Annotated in this window: 15 protein-coding genes; 8 read left to right on the forward strand and 7 right to left on the reverse strand. The window is 47.9% G+C overall.

Annotation, left to right across the window (positions count from 1 at the left end; all coding sequences use genetic code 11):
- Positions 1 to 246 precede the first annotated feature (246 nt).
- From MHI14_RS29260 to MHI14_RS29270, 3 genes are read left to right on the forward strand one after another with little or no spacing between them, the layout of a single operon-like run.
- Positions 247 to 528 (forward strand): hypothetical protein, encoded by a 282-nt coding sequence (locus MHI14_RS29260; RefSeq protein ID WP_091038121.1) that lies wholly within the window; start codon positions 247 to 249, stop codon positions 526 to 528.
- Positions 529 to 543: 15 nt separating this feature from the next.
- The gene (locus tag MHI14_RS29265) at positions 544 to 1,878 is read left to right on the forward strand and encodes a hypothetical protein (protein ID WP_249912979.1); all 1,335 of its coding nucleotides are present in this window, start codon (positions 544 to 546) and stop codon (positions 1,876 to 1,878) included.
- 52 nt (positions 1,879 to 1,930) lie between these two features.
- Positions 1,931 to 2,203: a hypothetical protein gene (locus tag MHI14_RS29270; protein WP_341131890.1), complete on the forward strand. Its 273-nt coding sequence runs from the start codon at positions 1,931 to 1,933 to the stop codon at positions 2,201 to 2,203.
- A gap of 227 nt (positions 2,204 to 2,430) precedes the next feature.
- Here the strand turns inward: MHI14_RS29270 and MHI14_RS29275 are convergent, their stop codons facing one another.
- The 4 genes from MHI14_RS29275 to MHI14_RS29290 form a co-directional block, all read right to left on the reverse strand.
- On the reverse strand, positions 2,431 to 3,225 hold the full coding sequence (locus tag MHI14_RS29275) for a YcnI family copper-binding membrane protein (protein WP_341131891.1): 795 nt from the start codon (positions 3,223 to 3,225) through the stop codon (positions 2,431 to 2,433).
- 387 nt (positions 3,226 to 3,612) lie between these two features.
- The gene (locus MHI14_RS29280) at positions 3,613 to 5,328 is read right to left on the reverse strand and encodes a copper resistance CopC/CopD family protein (protein ID WP_341131892.1); all 1,716 of its coding nucleotides are present in this window, start codon (positions 5,326 to 5,328) and stop codon (positions 3,613 to 3,615) included.
- Between the two features lie 208 nt (positions 5,329 to 5,536).
- The gene (locus tag MHI14_RS29285; protein WP_017691021.1) at positions 5,537 to 6,193 is read right to left on the reverse strand and encodes a response regulator; all 657 of its coding nucleotides are present in this window, start codon (positions 6,191 to 6,193) and stop codon (positions 5,537 to 5,539) included.
- Between the two features lies 1 nt (position 6,194).
- Complete coding sequence (locus MHI14_RS29290; protein WP_341131893.1) at positions 6,195 to 7,025, reverse strand: sensor histidine kinase; 831 nt, start codon at positions 7,023 to 7,025, stop codon at positions 6,195 to 6,197.
- 305 nt (positions 7,026 to 7,330) lie between these two features.
- Here MHI14_RS29290 and MHI14_RS29295 point away from each other — a divergent pair, with 305 nt between their 5' ends.
- On the forward strand, positions 7,331 to 7,498 hold the full coding sequence (locus MHI14_RS29295; protein ID WP_017691019.1) for a hypothetical protein: 168 nt from the start codon (positions 7,331 to 7,333) through the stop codon (positions 7,496 to 7,498).
- 133 nt (positions 7,499 to 7,631) lie between these two features.
- Here MHI14_RS29295 and MHI14_RS29300 read toward each other — a convergent pair whose 3' ends face one another.
- From MHI14_RS29300 to MHI14_RS29310, 3 genes are all read right to left on the reverse strand, one after another.
- A complete protein-coding gene (locus MHI14_RS29300; RefSeq protein WP_133386953.1) occupies positions 7,632 to 9,464 on the reverse strand; it encodes a bifunctional diguanylate cyclase/phosphohydrolase in 1,833 nt (610 codons plus the stop codon).
- A gap of 309 nt (positions 9,465 to 9,773) precedes the next feature.
- On the reverse strand, positions 9,774 to 10,364 hold the full coding sequence (locus MHI14_RS29305) for a DUF5317 domain-containing protein (RefSeq protein ID WP_091038128.1): 591 nt from the start codon (positions 10,362 to 10,364) through the stop codon (positions 9,774 to 9,776).
- Between the two features lie 242 nt (positions 10,365 to 10,606).
- Positions 10,607 to 12,028 carry a hypothetical protein gene (locus MHI14_RS29310; protein ID WP_341131894.1) on the reverse strand — a complete coding sequence of 474 codons (1,422 nt, stop codon included), beginning with the start codon at positions 12,026 to 12,028 and terminating at the stop codon, positions 10,607 to 10,609.
- A gap of 276 nt (positions 12,029 to 12,304) precedes the next feature.
- Here MHI14_RS29310 and MHI14_RS29315 point away from each other — a divergent pair, with 276 nt between their 5' ends.
- From MHI14_RS29315 to MHI14_RS29330, 4 genes are all read left to right on the forward strand, one after another.
- Positions 12,305 to 13,336: a BMP family lipoprotein gene (locus MHI14_RS29315; RefSeq protein WP_017691014.1), complete on the forward strand. Its 1,032-nt coding sequence runs from the start codon at positions 12,305 to 12,307 to the stop codon at positions 13,334 to 13,336.
- A gap of 293 nt (positions 13,337 to 13,629) precedes the next feature.
- Entirely contained in the window at positions 13,630 to 15,129 is a 1,500-nt protein-coding gene (locus MHI14_RS29320) for an ABC transporter ATP-binding protein (protein ID WP_249912983.1), read from the forward strand.
- Complete coding sequence (locus MHI14_RS29325; protein WP_062837193.1) at positions 15,126 to 16,193, forward strand: ABC transporter permease; 1,068 nt, start codon at positions 15,126 to 15,128, stop codon at positions 16,191 to 16,193. The genes MHI14_RS29320 and MHI14_RS29325 overlap by 4 nt, the downstream gene beginning before the upstream one ends.
- Positions 16,177 to 17,100: an ABC transporter permease gene (locus MHI14_RS29330; RefSeq protein WP_062837194.1), complete on the forward strand. Its 924-nt coding sequence runs from the start codon at positions 16,177 to 16,179 to the stop codon at positions 17,098 to 17,100. Before MHI14_RS29325 ends, MHI14_RS29330 begins: the two co-directional genes overlap by 17 nt.
- The last annotated feature ends 44 nt before the right edge of the window (positions 17,101 to 17,144 follow it).

Consider the following 17,144-nt stretch of genomic DNA (forward strand, 5'->3'; position numbering starts at 1 on the left):
GTACACCAAAGTGTCCTATTTGAATCATATAGGAAGAAAGTTACATGAAAACGATCCTGTTAGCCGATATGGCTCATGTTGATTTTGTACTATGATGCAGGTAACAGATGAATAGGGTGTACTTCACATATAGTGAATGCCTCGATTCTACCAAGAGGGGGGATTCGTATTAAACGTGCAGGATGGTTGAAGGGTTTATTCACACTAATGATAGTGTTTACTATATTTCTGGGAGGTTGTCAGAACATGAATGCAAGTGAGAAGGAAGCTTTATACCAAGAAGCTGAAGCAACCGTAATTCAGCACTTCAAGCAGAAGTTTGAACTGGATGTTGTGATTACAAGCAAAGAGTTGTTGCCGGAAATGGCAGTGTCCCAGATTGGTCTGAAAGGCCATGTGAAGGATCATGAAGATCAGAGCTTTGGCATTTCGTACGACTACAAAAAGAAGGTAACCAAGAACCTGGTCATTAGCCCTGAGATTGAGAAAGTGATGATGGCCAAGGGACACGATCCATACGCCAAATAAAGGGAGGTGTAGTTATTGAGTAACGGGTCCAATATTGATGATGAAACGTATAAAACGATGTCTGATCTAGCCTACCAGGATCAAAAGGCTGGAGACAAATTAACGGAACTCCCCGGATGGGAGGTCCTTGAGGGGACGGAAAGCAACAAACTTTCCGGTTTTGATGCCGTAACCTTTTATAATCCCGAGACCAAGGAAGCGGTCATTGCTTATCGTGGTACAGAAGGAAGTGCGTCCTTGGATCGGTCTGTACCTGACTTTGTCATGGATGGCCGTATTGGGGGCGGAGAGTTGATTCGTAAGGGTCAGCAGGAGGCTGGGAATTTTGTTAATAATCTTACGCCGGATTGGCTCGACAAAGGGGTCCAAGGCGTCAAGGACTTCACAGGCATATCCAAAGTGGAGAATTGGGCTGGTGACAGGGTAAGAGACGTGGAGAACTGGACGGGTGATCGCGTAAAAGATATTGAAAAGACCGTTTCCCCTACAGGCTGGGCCAATCAGATGTATCAATCCGAAGACTACGCAAATCACATGCAGAACAAGCATAAGGACCTGAATTTCTCGATGACCGGACATTCCTTGGGCGGGGGAAATGCACAATATGCGTCTGCTTATACAGGAATTCCAGCCGTGACGTTCAGTGCACCATCGGTAATGGGGAATTTGACTCCAGAAATGCGGCGCCGGGCTGAATCGGGTGAGTTTGACGGGCAGGTTGTGAACTATGCCAATCCCAGTGATCTGGTAGCCAGCGGAACATTGGGAGGATATGACCGGCATGTAGGATCGACCTTCTACATTAATTCCAATTATGAGGATGCCAATGATGGAGTGGGCATTATCGATAAGGCCAAGAACTCATTTGGCGGGGAAAACTATCACAGTCTGGATCAATATGATTTCAAAAATGGTTACATATCCAATGACCTGTATGATCCGATCACCGGAGAGAGAATCCGCTATTCACCGCGCCTTATGGATCACATGGGACCGTTCAGCAAGAACTTCGGTCCGTTACGTTCCAAGTCTGGCGGCGGTATGGCTGCAGTGGGAGGCGCTTCCGGTTTGATTCAGGTAACGCCCGAAGAACTGAAAAGTGTCGCTTCCCGGTGGAAACAAAATGCACAGCAATGCAATGCTGAGCTGAATCAGGTAAGGAGCCGCATGGCTCAATACCTGCATACAAGCCGTAGTCGCAGGCTGGAGCCAATTGTCACCCAACTGGACGCGTCGATTCAAGAACTTAGCACATGGCATATGAAACATACCAGCCAGTTCCTGAACTTTATTGATGAGAAAGCAGATGCCTTCCGGCAGGCCGACGAGAGTCCGGTTCATTTTAATTAGGAATCAGGTTGGTTAAATGTCGCTATCACGTACATGGGGGAGGGGAACGCAAGTGGGTGGACAATTGCTGGTGGAATTGAATGATCTTCGAATTGCGGAAAAAGAACTGACACAGCTGCTTGCCCGTCTGCAAGCCGATGAACAGGAAGCGAGGGCGCTATACAGTCGCCTGAACGATTGGAAAGGGCAGTCTGCTGATTATACAAGGCAGCAGATTGAAGAGTTTTTTGCGGGCCTGTCCAGACGTATTCAATCCATCGAACAGCAGAAGAAAAGCTTGCTGCAATACATTGAGATCATGATCCAGACGGATCAGGAACGCTAAAGAGTGGTAAGGCTGATGCCATATTGCGGATGGTAATCAGCGTGGATATTAATGTGACCGTGGAGCGGCATGATTAGTGCCTAAACCACGATTGTAAAGAACATGGATAGCCAATCAAGATGATGATAGCTAAAAAAGCCTATGGCATATCGGGTTTGATCCCGACACCATAGGCTTTTTTCTAATCTCAACTTGTCTCAGGTTTTCGTAAAAATGTAAGTTAGTTCTTAACGTTTTTTGCGACGTGTAGCCAACGCGATCCCCAGGAAGGACAGAATCAGAGCCAGAATGGATACGATCAATGTTGCTTGTTGAAGTTTCAGTGTACCCGGGTCTGTATCCGTGTTGTTTGGCTCACCTGTAACGGTGTCATTGAGTGCATCGCCCAGCGTGGTGTCATCGTTTGCTTTGCTATCGTCGTTTGCTTTGCTATCGTCGTTAGCCGCGTTATCACCAGTGCCTGCTTCTGTACCTGCACTATCATGCCCTTCATTGGCATGACCTCCACCTGCCGCAGCATTACCAGCAGCAGCCGGATCTTCACTAATCGTCGTGATACTGTGCGGATTGGCGTCACTTGGTTGGCCTGTCCATTCTACGATGCTGCCATCACTGTAGTATTGGAAGGCATCCCAAGCTACTTCAGCTTCCGCCTTAGGGTTCTGTGCAACGAAGTTGAACTGCTGGAATTGTCCTGCCAGAATGCCTTCGTTATCGCCGTCAATTTCCCACGTAATCGATGTTACTTCATTGGAATCGTTCTTCTCTGTAGTGATTTTCCAGCCTGCCAGTGGTTGATATTGCTTGAATGCAACACCTTCCGGAACTTTCATGGTGATCTTGGTTGTAGGCAGTTCTTTCTCGGATGGAATCTTAATCGTGTACGTCTGCCATGCGCTTGTCTGTGCAACGGATGGGCTAACGGTAACGTGAGCGCTCGCGAATCCGGCGAATAACATGAATGCTGCGGTACCTGTTGCGATAGTGGATGTTAGTTTGGAAATCCATGATGTTTTCTTCAAAATAAATAACCCCTCTCAGTTCTTATCATATATGATGCGGCCCATTTTCTTAAATGAGTGTCTACATTCTGCAAAGGCACGGTTCGGTTACGAATGGTTCTTTCGAGTGATTAAAAGCAGGTTACACTTGCTACTTCGATGACAGAATAACCTTCCGATCGCTGTTATCCCCAGATTTTTTGATTCCCTTTTCTTAAAAGGTAAAATCCGGGGATAAAGGCGAACGCTTCGCTTCTTCACGCTATTTCTGCCCTCTCCGTTCTCGTGTAGATCAGAAAGCTTTTAGCTTCGCTTCTCCAGAATCAACTTCGTTTCCTTCACTACATTTGCAGTTTGTAGAAACACTAATTTTAGATTGGGTCACTTTTCAATATAAACGTTGTGTAACTATGGCTTGGCGGTGTCGATCTCAAATTCGGCATCCAGTGCATCCAGCGTTTTGGTCAGAAGATGTACCTTGATATTCCAACGTCCAGGCATGGAGATGTAATCTTCAGCCTTGTACACACCAGGGTCGTTTTTCGGAATGGTAATCTCATATATCCCCATATCCATGTCCAGATGTGTGAGTGACAGTGTGATCTGTTCCAGATCGTTAACGATACTGCCATCTGCACGTTTCACATCGACTTCAAATTGGTTCTCTCCCGTCACATTGGGACTCACCTGAAGTGTGATCGCTGAGCCATCTTCCGTAGTCTTTGTCTCCTGATACGGACCGACTGCTGCTGGTTGTCCCGGAGACAGGTGTGTTAGTACGGCAGCAAGGGCGAGAATCACAGCACCAGTAGCAAGCTCGGCTTTCAGGCTGCCGGATAATCTGCTCCCCGTTGCTGCTCTTGCTAATCTGGCATGACGCCATGCAAAGAGAACCATCACAATAAGCAGGACGATCTTGCCGATCAGGACAAGGCCATAAGCTGTAGTGAACAAGGAAGTCAGCAGAGGTGCTGGTAGAATAATCAGACTGCTGTATATTCCTGTAGCAACCAGAGCGGCTACGGCGCCAATTCCCCAGGCGGTAAACCTGCGAATAGCAACCCAGTAGACCTCTCCCCGCACCTTCGATGGCAGCTTATCCGCCAGTGGAGGCAGACATATCGCCATGGCGGTTAGTGCGCCAATCCAGAAAGCAGCACCAATTAGATGTATGAAATCCATGGCAATCGCCAGCGCACGTTGATCCGCCGCAGCCGGATGTCCCGTCATGGCATGAGTGAACAGCCATCCAAGCACGAGCACGAGTGACCCGTAAGAAGACCAGATGCGAGCACGGATGGATCGATCGCGATCATATCCGGAGAGAATCGTGACGGCCAGCAGCATTACAAGGAGTATCTGTAACATCCAGATCTGGCCAAAAGACGTTAGTTTGAGCGCACTTCCAATAAGTGCCCAGCTTAGTTCGCTCAGAGCCACACCAGATTCATATAACGTATTCAGTGGCAGGCTGACCAGAGCGGCAAAGGAAGCAGCAGCATAGCTGATCCATAACAATCTGTAGCTGCCCGGAACGTCCATAGGTTCTCTTGTCATGGATGTCGGTGCAATTCGTAGCAGCAAGAATGCCAGTGTCCCCAGAATAACAGACAGCCCGAGATACTGAATCCAGTCTGTCAGGGATACGATCCATTTCAGCGGCCCGCCTGTTGAACCGGAACCGGATGTTAGATCACTTAGCCCAGCAGGCGATCCGGAAGGTTCACCGATATGAAAAACATATGCCCCTTGAATTGGGTGCCCATCGGCAGACACAGCTTTCCAGTTAACGGCATAAGTCCCGTTCCCGAGTCCAGCCCGCAGGCCAGTCTCCAGAATATGAGGGCGATCCACATCAATTTGAACTTTTCCATCGTCTGCTTGAGTACCGTCAGGACCGGTAATTTTGATATCATAAAAAGCCGTCTGCAAGGATTCGTTGAACTCCAGCGTCAGCCGTTCCGGAGCAGCTACGAGGATCTCATTTTCTCCTGGCGAAGCCTTAACAATATAAGCATGGGCAGATGCCCACTGTGGCATAACAAGGCAGCACACGAGCAACAGACAGGTGACCAATGCCCAGTGCCGTTTGCCCCAATTCAGGGTAAAGCGTGTAAAAATCAAAAAATCATCACCCTCAGGTTATAGATTTGTAGTCATTCATGGTCCTTTAAACACAATCTAACCCATTATAACTTTGTCCAAAATGACTGCGTATGACTACATTGGGCTATAAAAAAACGATTTGGTCTACATAATTGTGACAAAAGCATGAATGCTATGTCATTTCTCACCTATGTCTGAGGCATCTGTGAATCCGAAGCAACAATGTTTATTTGCGAAGTTTACGTCCTGCAAGCCCGCTCTCTAGCGCATAGCGGGTGAGTTGTACCCGGTTTTCAAGCTGGAGCTTCTGCAAAATGTTTTTGAGATGATTCTTCACCGTCTGGTCTGAAATACCGAGTTGATCGGCGATCTCTCGATTGGTATATCCCGCGGATACCCATTGCAGAATCTCAAGTTCCCGCGCTGTTAGCGGGTTATCTTGCACATCTTCACTGCGTGGTGCGGGAAACTCCTGCAAAATCCGGTAGGCCAGTTCCTTACTGAGCGGTGCATCGTCACTGACGATGGCGCGCAGGTATTCAAGCCAGGTGGAAGGCGTTAGATTTTTGAGCAAATAGCCTTGAGCGCCTTGTTTCAATGCTTCGAACAGAAAGGTCACATCATCCGATACCGTGACCATAACAACAATAACATAAGGGAATCGCAGCTTGATCTGACGGGTGGCTTCCAGCCCATCCATATCCGGCATCTGCACGTCCATCAGGATTAGGTCAGGCATCCATTGCCCGGTGAGCTCCAGCGCTTCCTGTCCATTCGAAGCTGTACCAATCACTTCAAACAGGCTGTCCTCGGATAAAATGCTACAGATCGCTTCACGCGCATGCGCATGATCATCAACCACCAGTACACGTACATGTTCCATATTAAGAATGCTCCTTTCCTATCGTCATTCGTGTATGCCCCGGTCTTGAATCGAGGGTAAAAGACCAACCCATCTCGGCAGCACGCTCCTTTGTAATTCGCAGTCCGTACCGATCCTTCAGATGAATAGGATCTCCACTTAGTCCATTCCCATTATCCTGAATATAAATGAACCAAGCAATTGGGTTACCTTCCGCATGAACCTGAACGCGGGTAGCCTGCGCATGTTTGCGTACATTCAGTAGTCCCTCCCGGATACAGGCGAGCAGTTCCACTTGTTCCTTGGCAGAGAACGTTACACCCCTGAGGTCCCAATGAATCTGTGCACCAGGTACCGTTTCCTTGACGAGCACTTCGACCTGCGCATGCAGTGAAATAATCTCGGGTGCCACCGTAGAGGAGGGAACAAAACGCAACTGGGCAATAGCTTGCCTTACATATGTATTGACTTCATGCACGGTTTTTTGAATCTCCTGGATCTCATGCTCATGTCCGCTCCCTGCCAGACTACGGCCTGCTTTATCGGTCTTCACTGACAGCAGGAAAAGAGACTGAGATATGCCGTCGTGAAGTTCCCGTGCCAATTGGTCACGAGCTTCCAGCGCTGCTTTCGCCGCACGTTCCTGCTCCAGAGCAGCCCTGGCACCTTCGAGCATGTGGAACAATCGGCTGAGCAGTGTCACGCTGACGAGGTAAACGATAAGGGGTGTTAACCAGTTTCCTGCATCCATCGATAGGTATGGCATCAGAAACTGATGGCGAATGTATTCCCAAATGCCAACCGTGAATGTGGGGATCAGCAGAATCATCCATTTGATTTGTTTATAGGACATGAATGCAGAACTCCTTTGATCTAGGATTAGCTTAATTAGGTACTTTATTTATACAGGGATGGGACCATTATAACGCAAGGTTGTCCAAGACCCTAGTCTGTGTCTTTGGGGAATGCTGGGGAGGATCAGGGAGTATTTAGAAGGATATCTAAGAACGATAAGGGGTGAAATGTTGTCACGCTAGGTGAGGGTTGGTGTGACCAGCTGAGGAAGGCTGAGTCCGTTTTCCCTATCGGAGAAGGTCCTCTATACTTAATATAGAACGTGAATTCATTACAAAACATGTTAAGGAGTGACGCAACAACATGAGTCAAGAAGTATTGGAACGTCGCAGTGAATTGCTCAAAAAGAACATTCATCAGATGCTTGTTCAAGACAATCAGCACGGTATCAGTCGCCAAGACAACATGTTTTTGCAGCAGATGATTAAAGAGCTGCATCAGACCTCACATGAGCTGAATACCAAATCTTAATGTAGAATCTGCACGAGAATGAAGTTGTCTGGTGTACGATTCATTCCATGAAAATGAAAATGGCGCTATCTCCGATCAGACCGGGGATAGCGCTTTGACTTTTTCAGGGGGGATAGAAGAAGCTCCATTTATTTTACTGCAACTGTTGCTGAGCGGTTCTTTTCTCAATATATTGAATGAACAACTCGGCTAGCTCCGGATCGAACTGTGAACCCGAACATGAGCGTAGCTCCCGAATCGCTTCTTCCACGTTCTTGGTTTCCTGATACGGCCGCTCTGTCGTCATGGCATCAAAGGAGTCAATCACGGTCAGCATCCGGCAGAGCCGGGGAATCTCGTTACCCTTCAGGCCGTAAGGATAGCCTTTGCCATCATAACGCTCGTGGTGAAGTTCAATATACGGAATCAGATCGGCGAAGCGATCGTTCGTGATCACCATTTTTTTGCCCCAGGTGACATGTCCTTTGATCGTTTCCCATTCTTCTGCGGTGAGCTTGTCCTTTTTGTTCAGAATGGACCAAGGAATCTCCAGTTTGCCGATGTCATGAATCAGTGCTCCCAGCACGAAACGACGTTTTTCCGCATTGTCCAGTGCGAGCAATTCACTGATATCCAGTGCATATTTGTAGACCCTTTTGGAATGTTTAAACGTATCCATATCCTTGTATCTGAACAGATTGAGCTGCTGCTCGATGTCACGAACGTCCTGTACCAGATCAATCTCATGTTCCATGCCATCATTGCTGCCGTGGCGGTGCACGTTGTTCTTGCCCTGTTTTTTCGCATAATACAGTGCTTTATCCGCCTGATCCACCAGCTGGGATTTGTTATACATATCCACCTGATAGGGCGCGACGCCAGCAGAGAAGGAGAGACAACCGTGTGGAAACACTTCAACGCCTTCAAACGGCGTGTCGTTCAGTTGTTTACGCAGTTTGTTCATGAACCTGTAGGATTCGTCCAACTCCATGCCTGGCATGAGCAAAGTAAACTCTTCCCCTCCATAACGAAAGGCGGTAACAGGTGTGCCTTCCGTCTTTCGCATCAGAAAATCCCCCAGCAGGGCTAGCAGACTGTCACCTTGAAGGTGGCCAAACCGATCGTTATACTTTTTGAAATCATCGATATCAATAAGCCCCAGACAGAGCGGCGTTCCCTGCGTACGAGCGGTAGTCAGTTCATTTTCCAACATACTTTCAAAATAACTATGGTTGAACAGACCTGTGCGTTGATCCGTGTTAGCCTTCTCCTCAATGGTCTGATACATAACAAACAACTGCTTGAATGCATGGGAGAGCAGAATACTGAGACTCAGATACAACAACAGACCGAGCACGCCATTGTGTACAACCAGAATCGTCAGGACAAGTGCCAGAATCAGCGTACATAAATAAACCAGCAGGGATTCGGTAACGAATGCCCGTTTCATCTGCTGTAATGCATCCTTTGTTGAGAAATGAAAGAATAAGCCAAGTGTGATCGTGTTGATGATGAAGTAGGCTGCGAGCGCTGCAAAATAAGGAATCAGATTATAGCCATCCAGAGTTCCCGATTGCCCGCCAGTCCACTCAAAAACGGCAGCTGCTCCCGTAATCATAAGACTGTAGATGCTGAAATTGACAATGTGTTTCCACCAGGTGAGCTTGCGCTCTTTGATTAACAGGATGATGGAGACAGGAAGCAGTACAGATAAACTGAAAGCTCCGCCAAACATGAATATACAGGCAAGGTATACCGATGAATCCATGGATTGCTGATTGCCTTTGGGTGGAATCTGGAACGTGAAATAATCCAGAATTAACGCCGCACCCAGCATGGTGTAGACCATGACCCAATCCGCCGTGGTTAGATGAAGGTAAGACCACTTGTTCATGTACAGAAAAACACCGATCCCGGTACAACTAAGCAAAATAACATACAGACTGCTTCGATCTGCCTTATGGATAAGGTTACGAATAAAGTTCATAAAAAATCTCCTGCTTGGGTTTAGTCTACTCTTGATGTGTATATAATTGGTGTTCTTGTATCGGTGTATACTATATAGATGTATAACATACCAAGTTGCCTGACAAAAATCCAGAAAGAAAAAACAGGCCGCTGGCAGCCTGTTTGTCTTGTTTGGCGGTATGGATACTAGCCGCCCAGCTTGTATCCCGAAGTTAACGCTACAACGACAGAAGCCACGATGATTGCGTTGATGACAATGCGGGAATATTTCACACCTTCAAATTTTTTCATGGAGAAGACCTCCCTTCCTTGGAGTCTACCTGTTTCTTCAAGCCTGATGAGTTTTAGCTGGTTGCACAGCCTTTTTGTCCCGATTCACCATCATGTATTGGATAAAAAGGAATATGCCAACGTTCATGACCACATCACCGATACTGATCACCTGAGTCCGTGGATAAGGGCTGGAGAGTGGGATGATATCACCGAGAAAAGGCAGATTTGTAGATGCATCCATCATAAAATGCTTTGATACGGCGCCGCCTTCCCGGAGCATGTCTACATAATAGGGTCCCAGTACAGCGGAGGCTTCCACAGAAACAGGCATGCGCCCACCGTTTACTGCCATCACGGCAAAATTGAGAAATACCCCAACCCAGATGAGCATGAAACCGGTATGGTGTCTGTTGAGCCACAGGAAAGCGAGCCCTGTGATGTAGACGGCAGCAAAGAGATATCCATTAATGGATGCCACCCATTCGAAACGTTCCTGGAGATAGAAAATAAAGAACTGGATTAGCAACAATACAGGGAAAATCCAGCCGCTTCGCAGCTTGAGTGCTGCAAACTGGTTGAGCCCATGCCGCAACCCGCCCCGAAAAAATCCAACGATCAAGCCTAGTAGAATACCGTCATATACCATGGAGTAACTCCTGTTCGTGCGGAGATATGCAATATGATTGCGTGTTTGTGTACATATAGGATTCGACCTTATATTGGTAATTCCTGCATGGGGAAAATGATTTTTTAGAAGAAATTTGCAAAATGCTGAACAAAAAACCGCCTTTACGAATCCAGGGGGCGAAATCCCTGTAAAATTCGGTAAAGACGGAGGTTTATAATGGCAAAATACGAGCTTTAATTCGGTTGGAGATGGAACTTATCTTATTCGGAACCACCGTTCAGATAGTTGAAGAAAGGTTGGTCGACCCAGAAGTCATACGTCGTAATGTCTGCATCGGGTGCCAGCTTCAGGAAACCTTCCCGAATGGCTTTGGCATTCTCTTTCAGAGAGAAGGACTGAGCATAGTAATTGCCAAGCGCGATCTTATTATTGGAAATGACCGGATAGTTCGCCAATGCGGTTGGTGAATAATACAACGGTTGCCACCAGGAGCTGAGAATCAGTGGAAAGGTACTGTCACTGTTCTTTTTAGCATATTTCAGCACAATGTCATTGAAGCGAACTTTGTCTGCCACATTGTTGAACTCAAACTGAATATCATATTCCTTCGCAGAAGCGATATAGTTGCCGTTCTCGATCTGTGTCACTTTATAATCAGGCGTTTCCTTTGGCTCGCCCCATTCCTTCAAATAAATGAAGGCAGATGTCTTCGGCTGGAATTGCACATCAGCATCAATACCTTCGCTACGCAGCAAACCAACCAACTGTACAGCATGTTGAATATTATCGTGGCCGTAGGTAAGTGTCAGTTCATCGATAAAGTTGGAATCAAAGCGGCTATCCTTCAGATTGTAACCTGTTACGAGATCATCTCGCAGGGCCTGATCCACAATTTTTCTCAGCTCAGGTGATTCGATCAGATCCGCTGTGCGATATGCAGCATACAATTTGGAATAGATGTCCGCATCGCCGGAACGCCCAATCTCATGTTTGTATTTCCCTTGACTGACCAGTACGCGTCCAAGCAAAGTATTAGCGAAATCTTTACTTGCTACGCCACCCTTAAGGAGAGCGGGGTACAGGCTTTCGGGAATGAGGCCTGTATCAATAGCCGCAGCCAGTTCCTGTGCGGCTTGTCCCTGAACACGGTTCGGGTTAATGCCAGCTTTGGCAAGCGCTTTGGCTGTTTTCTCTGTGGGATATGTATAAGCGAGTTCCTTGAATCCGGCTGCTTTCACCGCGATGAAGACGGCAGTATAAGTGCTCAGTTGATCCTTGGCACGTACTTCTGTGCCTGTAAGAACCCCACTATTGAATAAGGATACGGCAGCATCATATGAAGAATCACCAGAAGACAGATCGGTAAAGACAGGAGCTTTGGCTTCACTGTCACTTGCTTGAGTTGCTTCCGTGATGGCTGCAATGGCTTGAATGAAATCACCTTTGGTAATCTGTTGCGGCAATTGAATGTTGTATTTCGCTTGCAAGAATTGAGCAAAATCCGCTGCGCTTTCCGTGTAAGCAACTGGCGCCTGAGCTACCGGTCCTTTGACACTTTGTGAGGTGGTGGGTTTAGCCGGAGTTGCAGATGCTGCAGAAGCGGAAGCGGGCAAGCTAAGACTGCCTAGTGTTACCGGAGCGGCGAGTAGGGCCGCCAACGTGATCTGGGTGATTTTTTTCAAATGAATAGCCTCCTTAAAATGGGTTGGAAAATAATCAGCTTTGGGTTATAATTCTGACAATTCCTATCAGAATAGAATAATTGGATTGACTTTAGCACGGAGACGCGCTGGATGTCAACGAAAAAAAGCTTGATACAGAACGGTTTCCAATGCTTGGTAGAAAGCGAATTGTCAATTATATTCTATTTGAGTGTATACGCTCAAAGATTTATTGACAAGGATCGACAGTATCCGCTAGGATAAGAAAAAAGAATGTTGAAAAGGGGTATTTTCAAAATGAAAAGAGGTTTATCGTTCGTCTTATCGATCATCATGTTGGCTATTTTGTTGGCAGCTTGTGGGAATTCGGCTTCCAAAGACGAACAATCCGCCCAAGGCAGTGATTCGGAGAAATCTCTTCGGATGGCCCTTGTACTTCCCGAAAAAATAGGGGTTAACCCTTTCTTTGTACAGATGGATGAAGGTTTCAAAAAAGCAGGCGAAGAATTCAAAGTAGACACCAAGACGATTGAATCGACAGATCCGGCAGCATTTGAACAAAATCTGCGTGCTGCGGTTGCCGAGAATTATGATCTGATTATTACAGCCACTTTCCAGGCAGAAGATGCATTGAAAAAAGTCGCAGCAGAGAATCCGGACAAGTCCTTTGCGATTGTAGATACAACCGTTGATCTTCCTAACGTTCGTAGCGTTGGTTTCCGTGAATATGAAGGGGCGTACCTGCTCGGTGCAGCTGCTGGATTGTCCACCAAAACAGACAAAGTCGGCATGATTGCAGCAATGGATGTACCATTGATCAAGAAATATACGGAAGGTTTCAAAGCTGGGTTGGAATCCGTGAATCCGGATGCAGAATTCCTCGTGAACTATGTAGGTGGATTTAATGACCCGGCCAAAGCCAAAGAATTGGCGCTGGTACAATTCGGCAAAGGCGCTGACTTCATCGCTGGCGCATCCGCTGTAGGCGATCTCGGCGTGTTCGAAGCAGCCAAAGAAAAAGGCTTCTACACTTCCGGTCAGGATACGGACCGTACTGTTGAAGACCCGGAACATATCGTATTGTCTCAATTGAAATCAACGGATACCGTTGCTTATGAGACTGTGAAAGATTTTGTAGAAGGCAACTTCAAAGCAGGTGCAGTAAACTATGGTTTGAAAGAAGACGGTGTAGGCCTGACGTACGTTACACGTGATAGCGAATCTCCGCTGAATGCTTTTGTTGGACAAGAAGTGATCGACAAGGTTAAAGCAATCAAGGATGATATCGTATCCGGCAAAATTGTAGTCAAAGATCCATTGCAACAATAGTTTTGAATGTTCTTTTCAATGAATGAGTGATGGAATTGATCAGCCGGCTGCCCGATCAGGCAGCCGGTTTTGCTGCTATTAAATGACCAGTATATGTTCAATTTATCGTTTACACGGTAACGAAGAGGACAGAAATAACCTGATGAAGCACAGCGTTCGCCTTTATCACCGGATTTTCCCCTTTATAAAAGGGAATCAAAAAATCTGGGGATAACAGCGATCGGAAGGTTGTTCTGTCATCGTAGTGGCGAGTGTAACCTTTTAAGTTGAACTGAGGGGAGCGAACGCGAGATATGCTGTTGGAGATGGAGCACATTACGAAGAAATACGGCGGCTTCACCGCTAACCGTGACATCCGTTTTAATTTGCGTGAGGGAGAGATTCATGCCCTTGTAGGTGAGAACGGGGCCGGTAAAACAACCTTGATGCGTATGTTGTATGGTATGGAACAGCCTACGTCGGGCACAATCAAAGTCCGTGGACGTGAGGTGAGCTTTGCCACGCCGTCTCAGGCGATGGCAAGTGGCATCGGTATGGTGCATCAGCATTTCATGCTGTTCCCTTCCTTTACGGTGGCGGAGAACATCGTGATCGGACGTGAACCGGCTAAGGCAGGCGCATTTGACCGCAAAAAAGCAGCGGCTCAGGTAAATGAGCTGGGCAGACAATATGGCATGCCGGTTGACCCGTGGAAAAAAGTATCCGAGTGCCCGCTTGGCATGCAGCAGCGTGTTGAAATTCTCAAGGTGCTGCATCAGGGCGCAGACATCATTATATTGGATGAACCTTCGGCGGTACTGACACCGCTTGAAGTGAAGGAACTGCTGGCGAATATGAAATCTCTCGCCAAGCTGGGCAAAACCTTTGTACTGATCACGCACAAGCTGCAAGAAGTCATGGATGTAGCAGACCGGATCACGGTGCTTCGGGATGGTCAGGTGACAGGTACGTTGGAAGCGAAGGATACACATGTGGAGGAATTGTCCCGTCTGATGGTTGGTCGTGAACTTGTGCGCATGGACAAGCAGCCATCGGTTCCAGCCGAAGCCGTGCTTCAAGTGGAAGGGGTTAATCTGTCCGGAGCGAAGGATCGTTCGGCGCTCAAGGAGATCCATATGGAGGTTCGAAAAGGTGAGGTCGTTGGTATAGCGGGTATCTCGGGTAACGGCCAGTCGGAACTGATTCAGGTCATTGCCGGACTACGTAAGGCGGATAGTGGTCGCGTTGTGCTCTCCGGGCAGGATACAACCAACTGGCCAGTACGGCGAATAAGGGAGCATGGACTTGCTCATATTCCGGAAGATCGCTACATGTGGGGAGCGGCCAAGGATGCGAGCGTTCGCGAGAACGGGATAATGGGACACCATCATCGCTTACAGTCACGCGGCATTATCAAAGCCAAAGCAGCAAGAACGATGGTAGAGAGCTGGATCAAACAGTTCAGTATCAAGACAGGTTCTGCGGAAACCAAGGCACAGTTCCTGTCCGGAGGAAACTTGCAGAAGCTGATTGCTGCCCGTGAATTTGCACAGGATACACCGTTTCTAATTGCAGCCGAACCAACACGTGGTGTGGATATCGGTGCTATGGAGACGATTCATGCCGAATTGCTGCGCAAACGCAGTGAGGGCGCTGGCATTCTGCTCATTTCATCGGAGTTGTCGGAGATTTTGCAATTATCTGATCGCATTATTGTCATGTATGAAGGCGAAATTGCCGGAGAACTGAGAGCAGAAGAAGCGACTGAGGAACAGATCAGCTTGTTAATGGCAGGAGGGAAAGAGCGGATATGAATCGGGTAAAAGAAACACTTCGCGGACTCGTACAGCCGCTGCTTGCCGTATTCATCGGTCTGCTTGCAGGTGCTGTGGCGATTCTGATCGTTGGCGGTAATGTGGTGGATACGTATGCGGAGATGTGGAAAGGGGCCTTCGGCAACTTCTACTTCTTCACCAATACGTTGGCTCGTTCCACACCAATCATCTTGGCGGGACTTGGCGTAGCATTGGCATTCCGTGCCGGATTTTTCAATATGGGAGCCGAAGGTCAGATGATTCTTGGCGGGCTCAGTGCGGCGCTCACGGCGCTTTATCTGCCAGGGCCAGGCTGGTTCGTGTGTATTGCTGCGATTGTGGCTGGTATTGTTGCCGGTGGAATCTGGTCCCTGTTTGCAGGTTGGCTGGATGCTCGGTTTGGCATGAATCTGTTGATTACAACCTTACTACTTAACTATATTGCCATTTATTTTGGTGGATACATGGTCTCCTATCCATTCAAGGATCGGACTGGATCTGCAGCGATGGCTCAGACACCCATGATTGATCAGAGTATCTGGTTGCCGAAGTTGTTCCAAGGCATGGGGCTGCATGCCGGCTTCATTATTGCCATTGTAGCGGCTATTCTGATCTACTGGTTCACACATAAAACGGTGACTGGTTACGAGATCCGCATGCTCGGCAGCAACCCATCCTTTGCAACCTACGGTGGTGTTCGCCGCATTCGCATGATGATGTTGTCCATGGTCATTAGTGGTGGACTTGCTGGACTCGCGGGTGCGGGGGAAGTGCTCGGTACACAGTACCGTTTCCTTGATGGCTCATTGTCATCGGCGAGTTACGCATGGAGCGGCATTATGGCAACGCTGCTTGCCCGCTCGCATCCACTCGGTACAGCTGTGGCAGCTATTTTGCTGGCTGCGTTACAGACAGGTGCCATGGGGATGGAACGGAATACGGATGTGCCGTTGGAAGTTGGCAGTGTCATCCAGGCTGTATTGACGTTATTTGTATCAGCTCAGATCGGTTATTCATTCCTGAAGCGGAGAAAGGAGAAAAAGTCCAATGCAACAACTGTTTGATGCAGCCATGTTTGGCTCAACCTTGCGGATTATGACTCCAATCCTGCTTGCAGCGCTCGGTGGGGCTTTATGTTCTCGTGTCGGTCTGTTCAACGTGGGTCTTGAAGGACTGGTTCTGATCGGTGCATTCTCCGCCATTGTTGGTAATTATCTGTTTGGCAATGTGCTGTTGGCTGTACTCTTTTCCATTATTATAGTGATGTTATTCTCGGCGCTCTTTGCCTTTATAAGCATTAATCTGAAGGCCAACGCCATCGTGGTCGGGATCTCGCTCAACTTCCTGGCTGCGGGGGTGACGACCTTTGCACTGCGTGCGATTTTTGATGTAAAAGGTGCATACTACGACAAAGACATGGTGGGACTTCCCAAGTGGGATATTCCGCTGATTAAGGACATTCCGTGGGTCGGCGATGTAATATCGGGACATAGTCCCCTGGTTTACCTCGGCATTGTGCTCGTGATTGGACTACAATTCTATCTGTTCAAAAGTGTATCCGGCTTCCGCCTGCGCTCCGTCGGGGAGAACCCGATTGCAGCACAGAGCATCGGGATCAAGGTACGCGGCATCCAGTATGGTGCCGTTCTGATGTGCGGTGTGTTGTGTGCACTGGCTGGCGCACAGTTGTCGCTCGGTCAGGTGACGATGTTTACTGAAGGCATGACCGCTGGTCGTGGTTTTATCGCGTTGGTAGCAACGATGCTGGGACAAGCGAATCCGCTGGGCGTTATGGGCTCCAGTGTGCTGTTCGGCTTCATGGAAGCATTGAGTATTCGTCTGCAAGGCTTCTCCTTGCCAACTCATTTCACATTGATGTTGCCGTATATTGTGACGCTGGTCGCAATGTTCTTTTTCAAAGACCGTACCTATGCACAGGATGCACTAAAAGCGGGCGGAAGCTCGCGTTAATTCCTGAATGCCGATGAAGAGGCAGCAAAAGAAGGAGGAATTCC

The sequence above is a fragment of the Paenibacillus sp. FSL K6-2393 genome (assembly GCF_038002545.1).
Taxonomy (GTDB): domain Bacteria; phylum Bacillota; class Bacilli; order Paenibacillales; family Paenibacillaceae; genus Paenibacillus.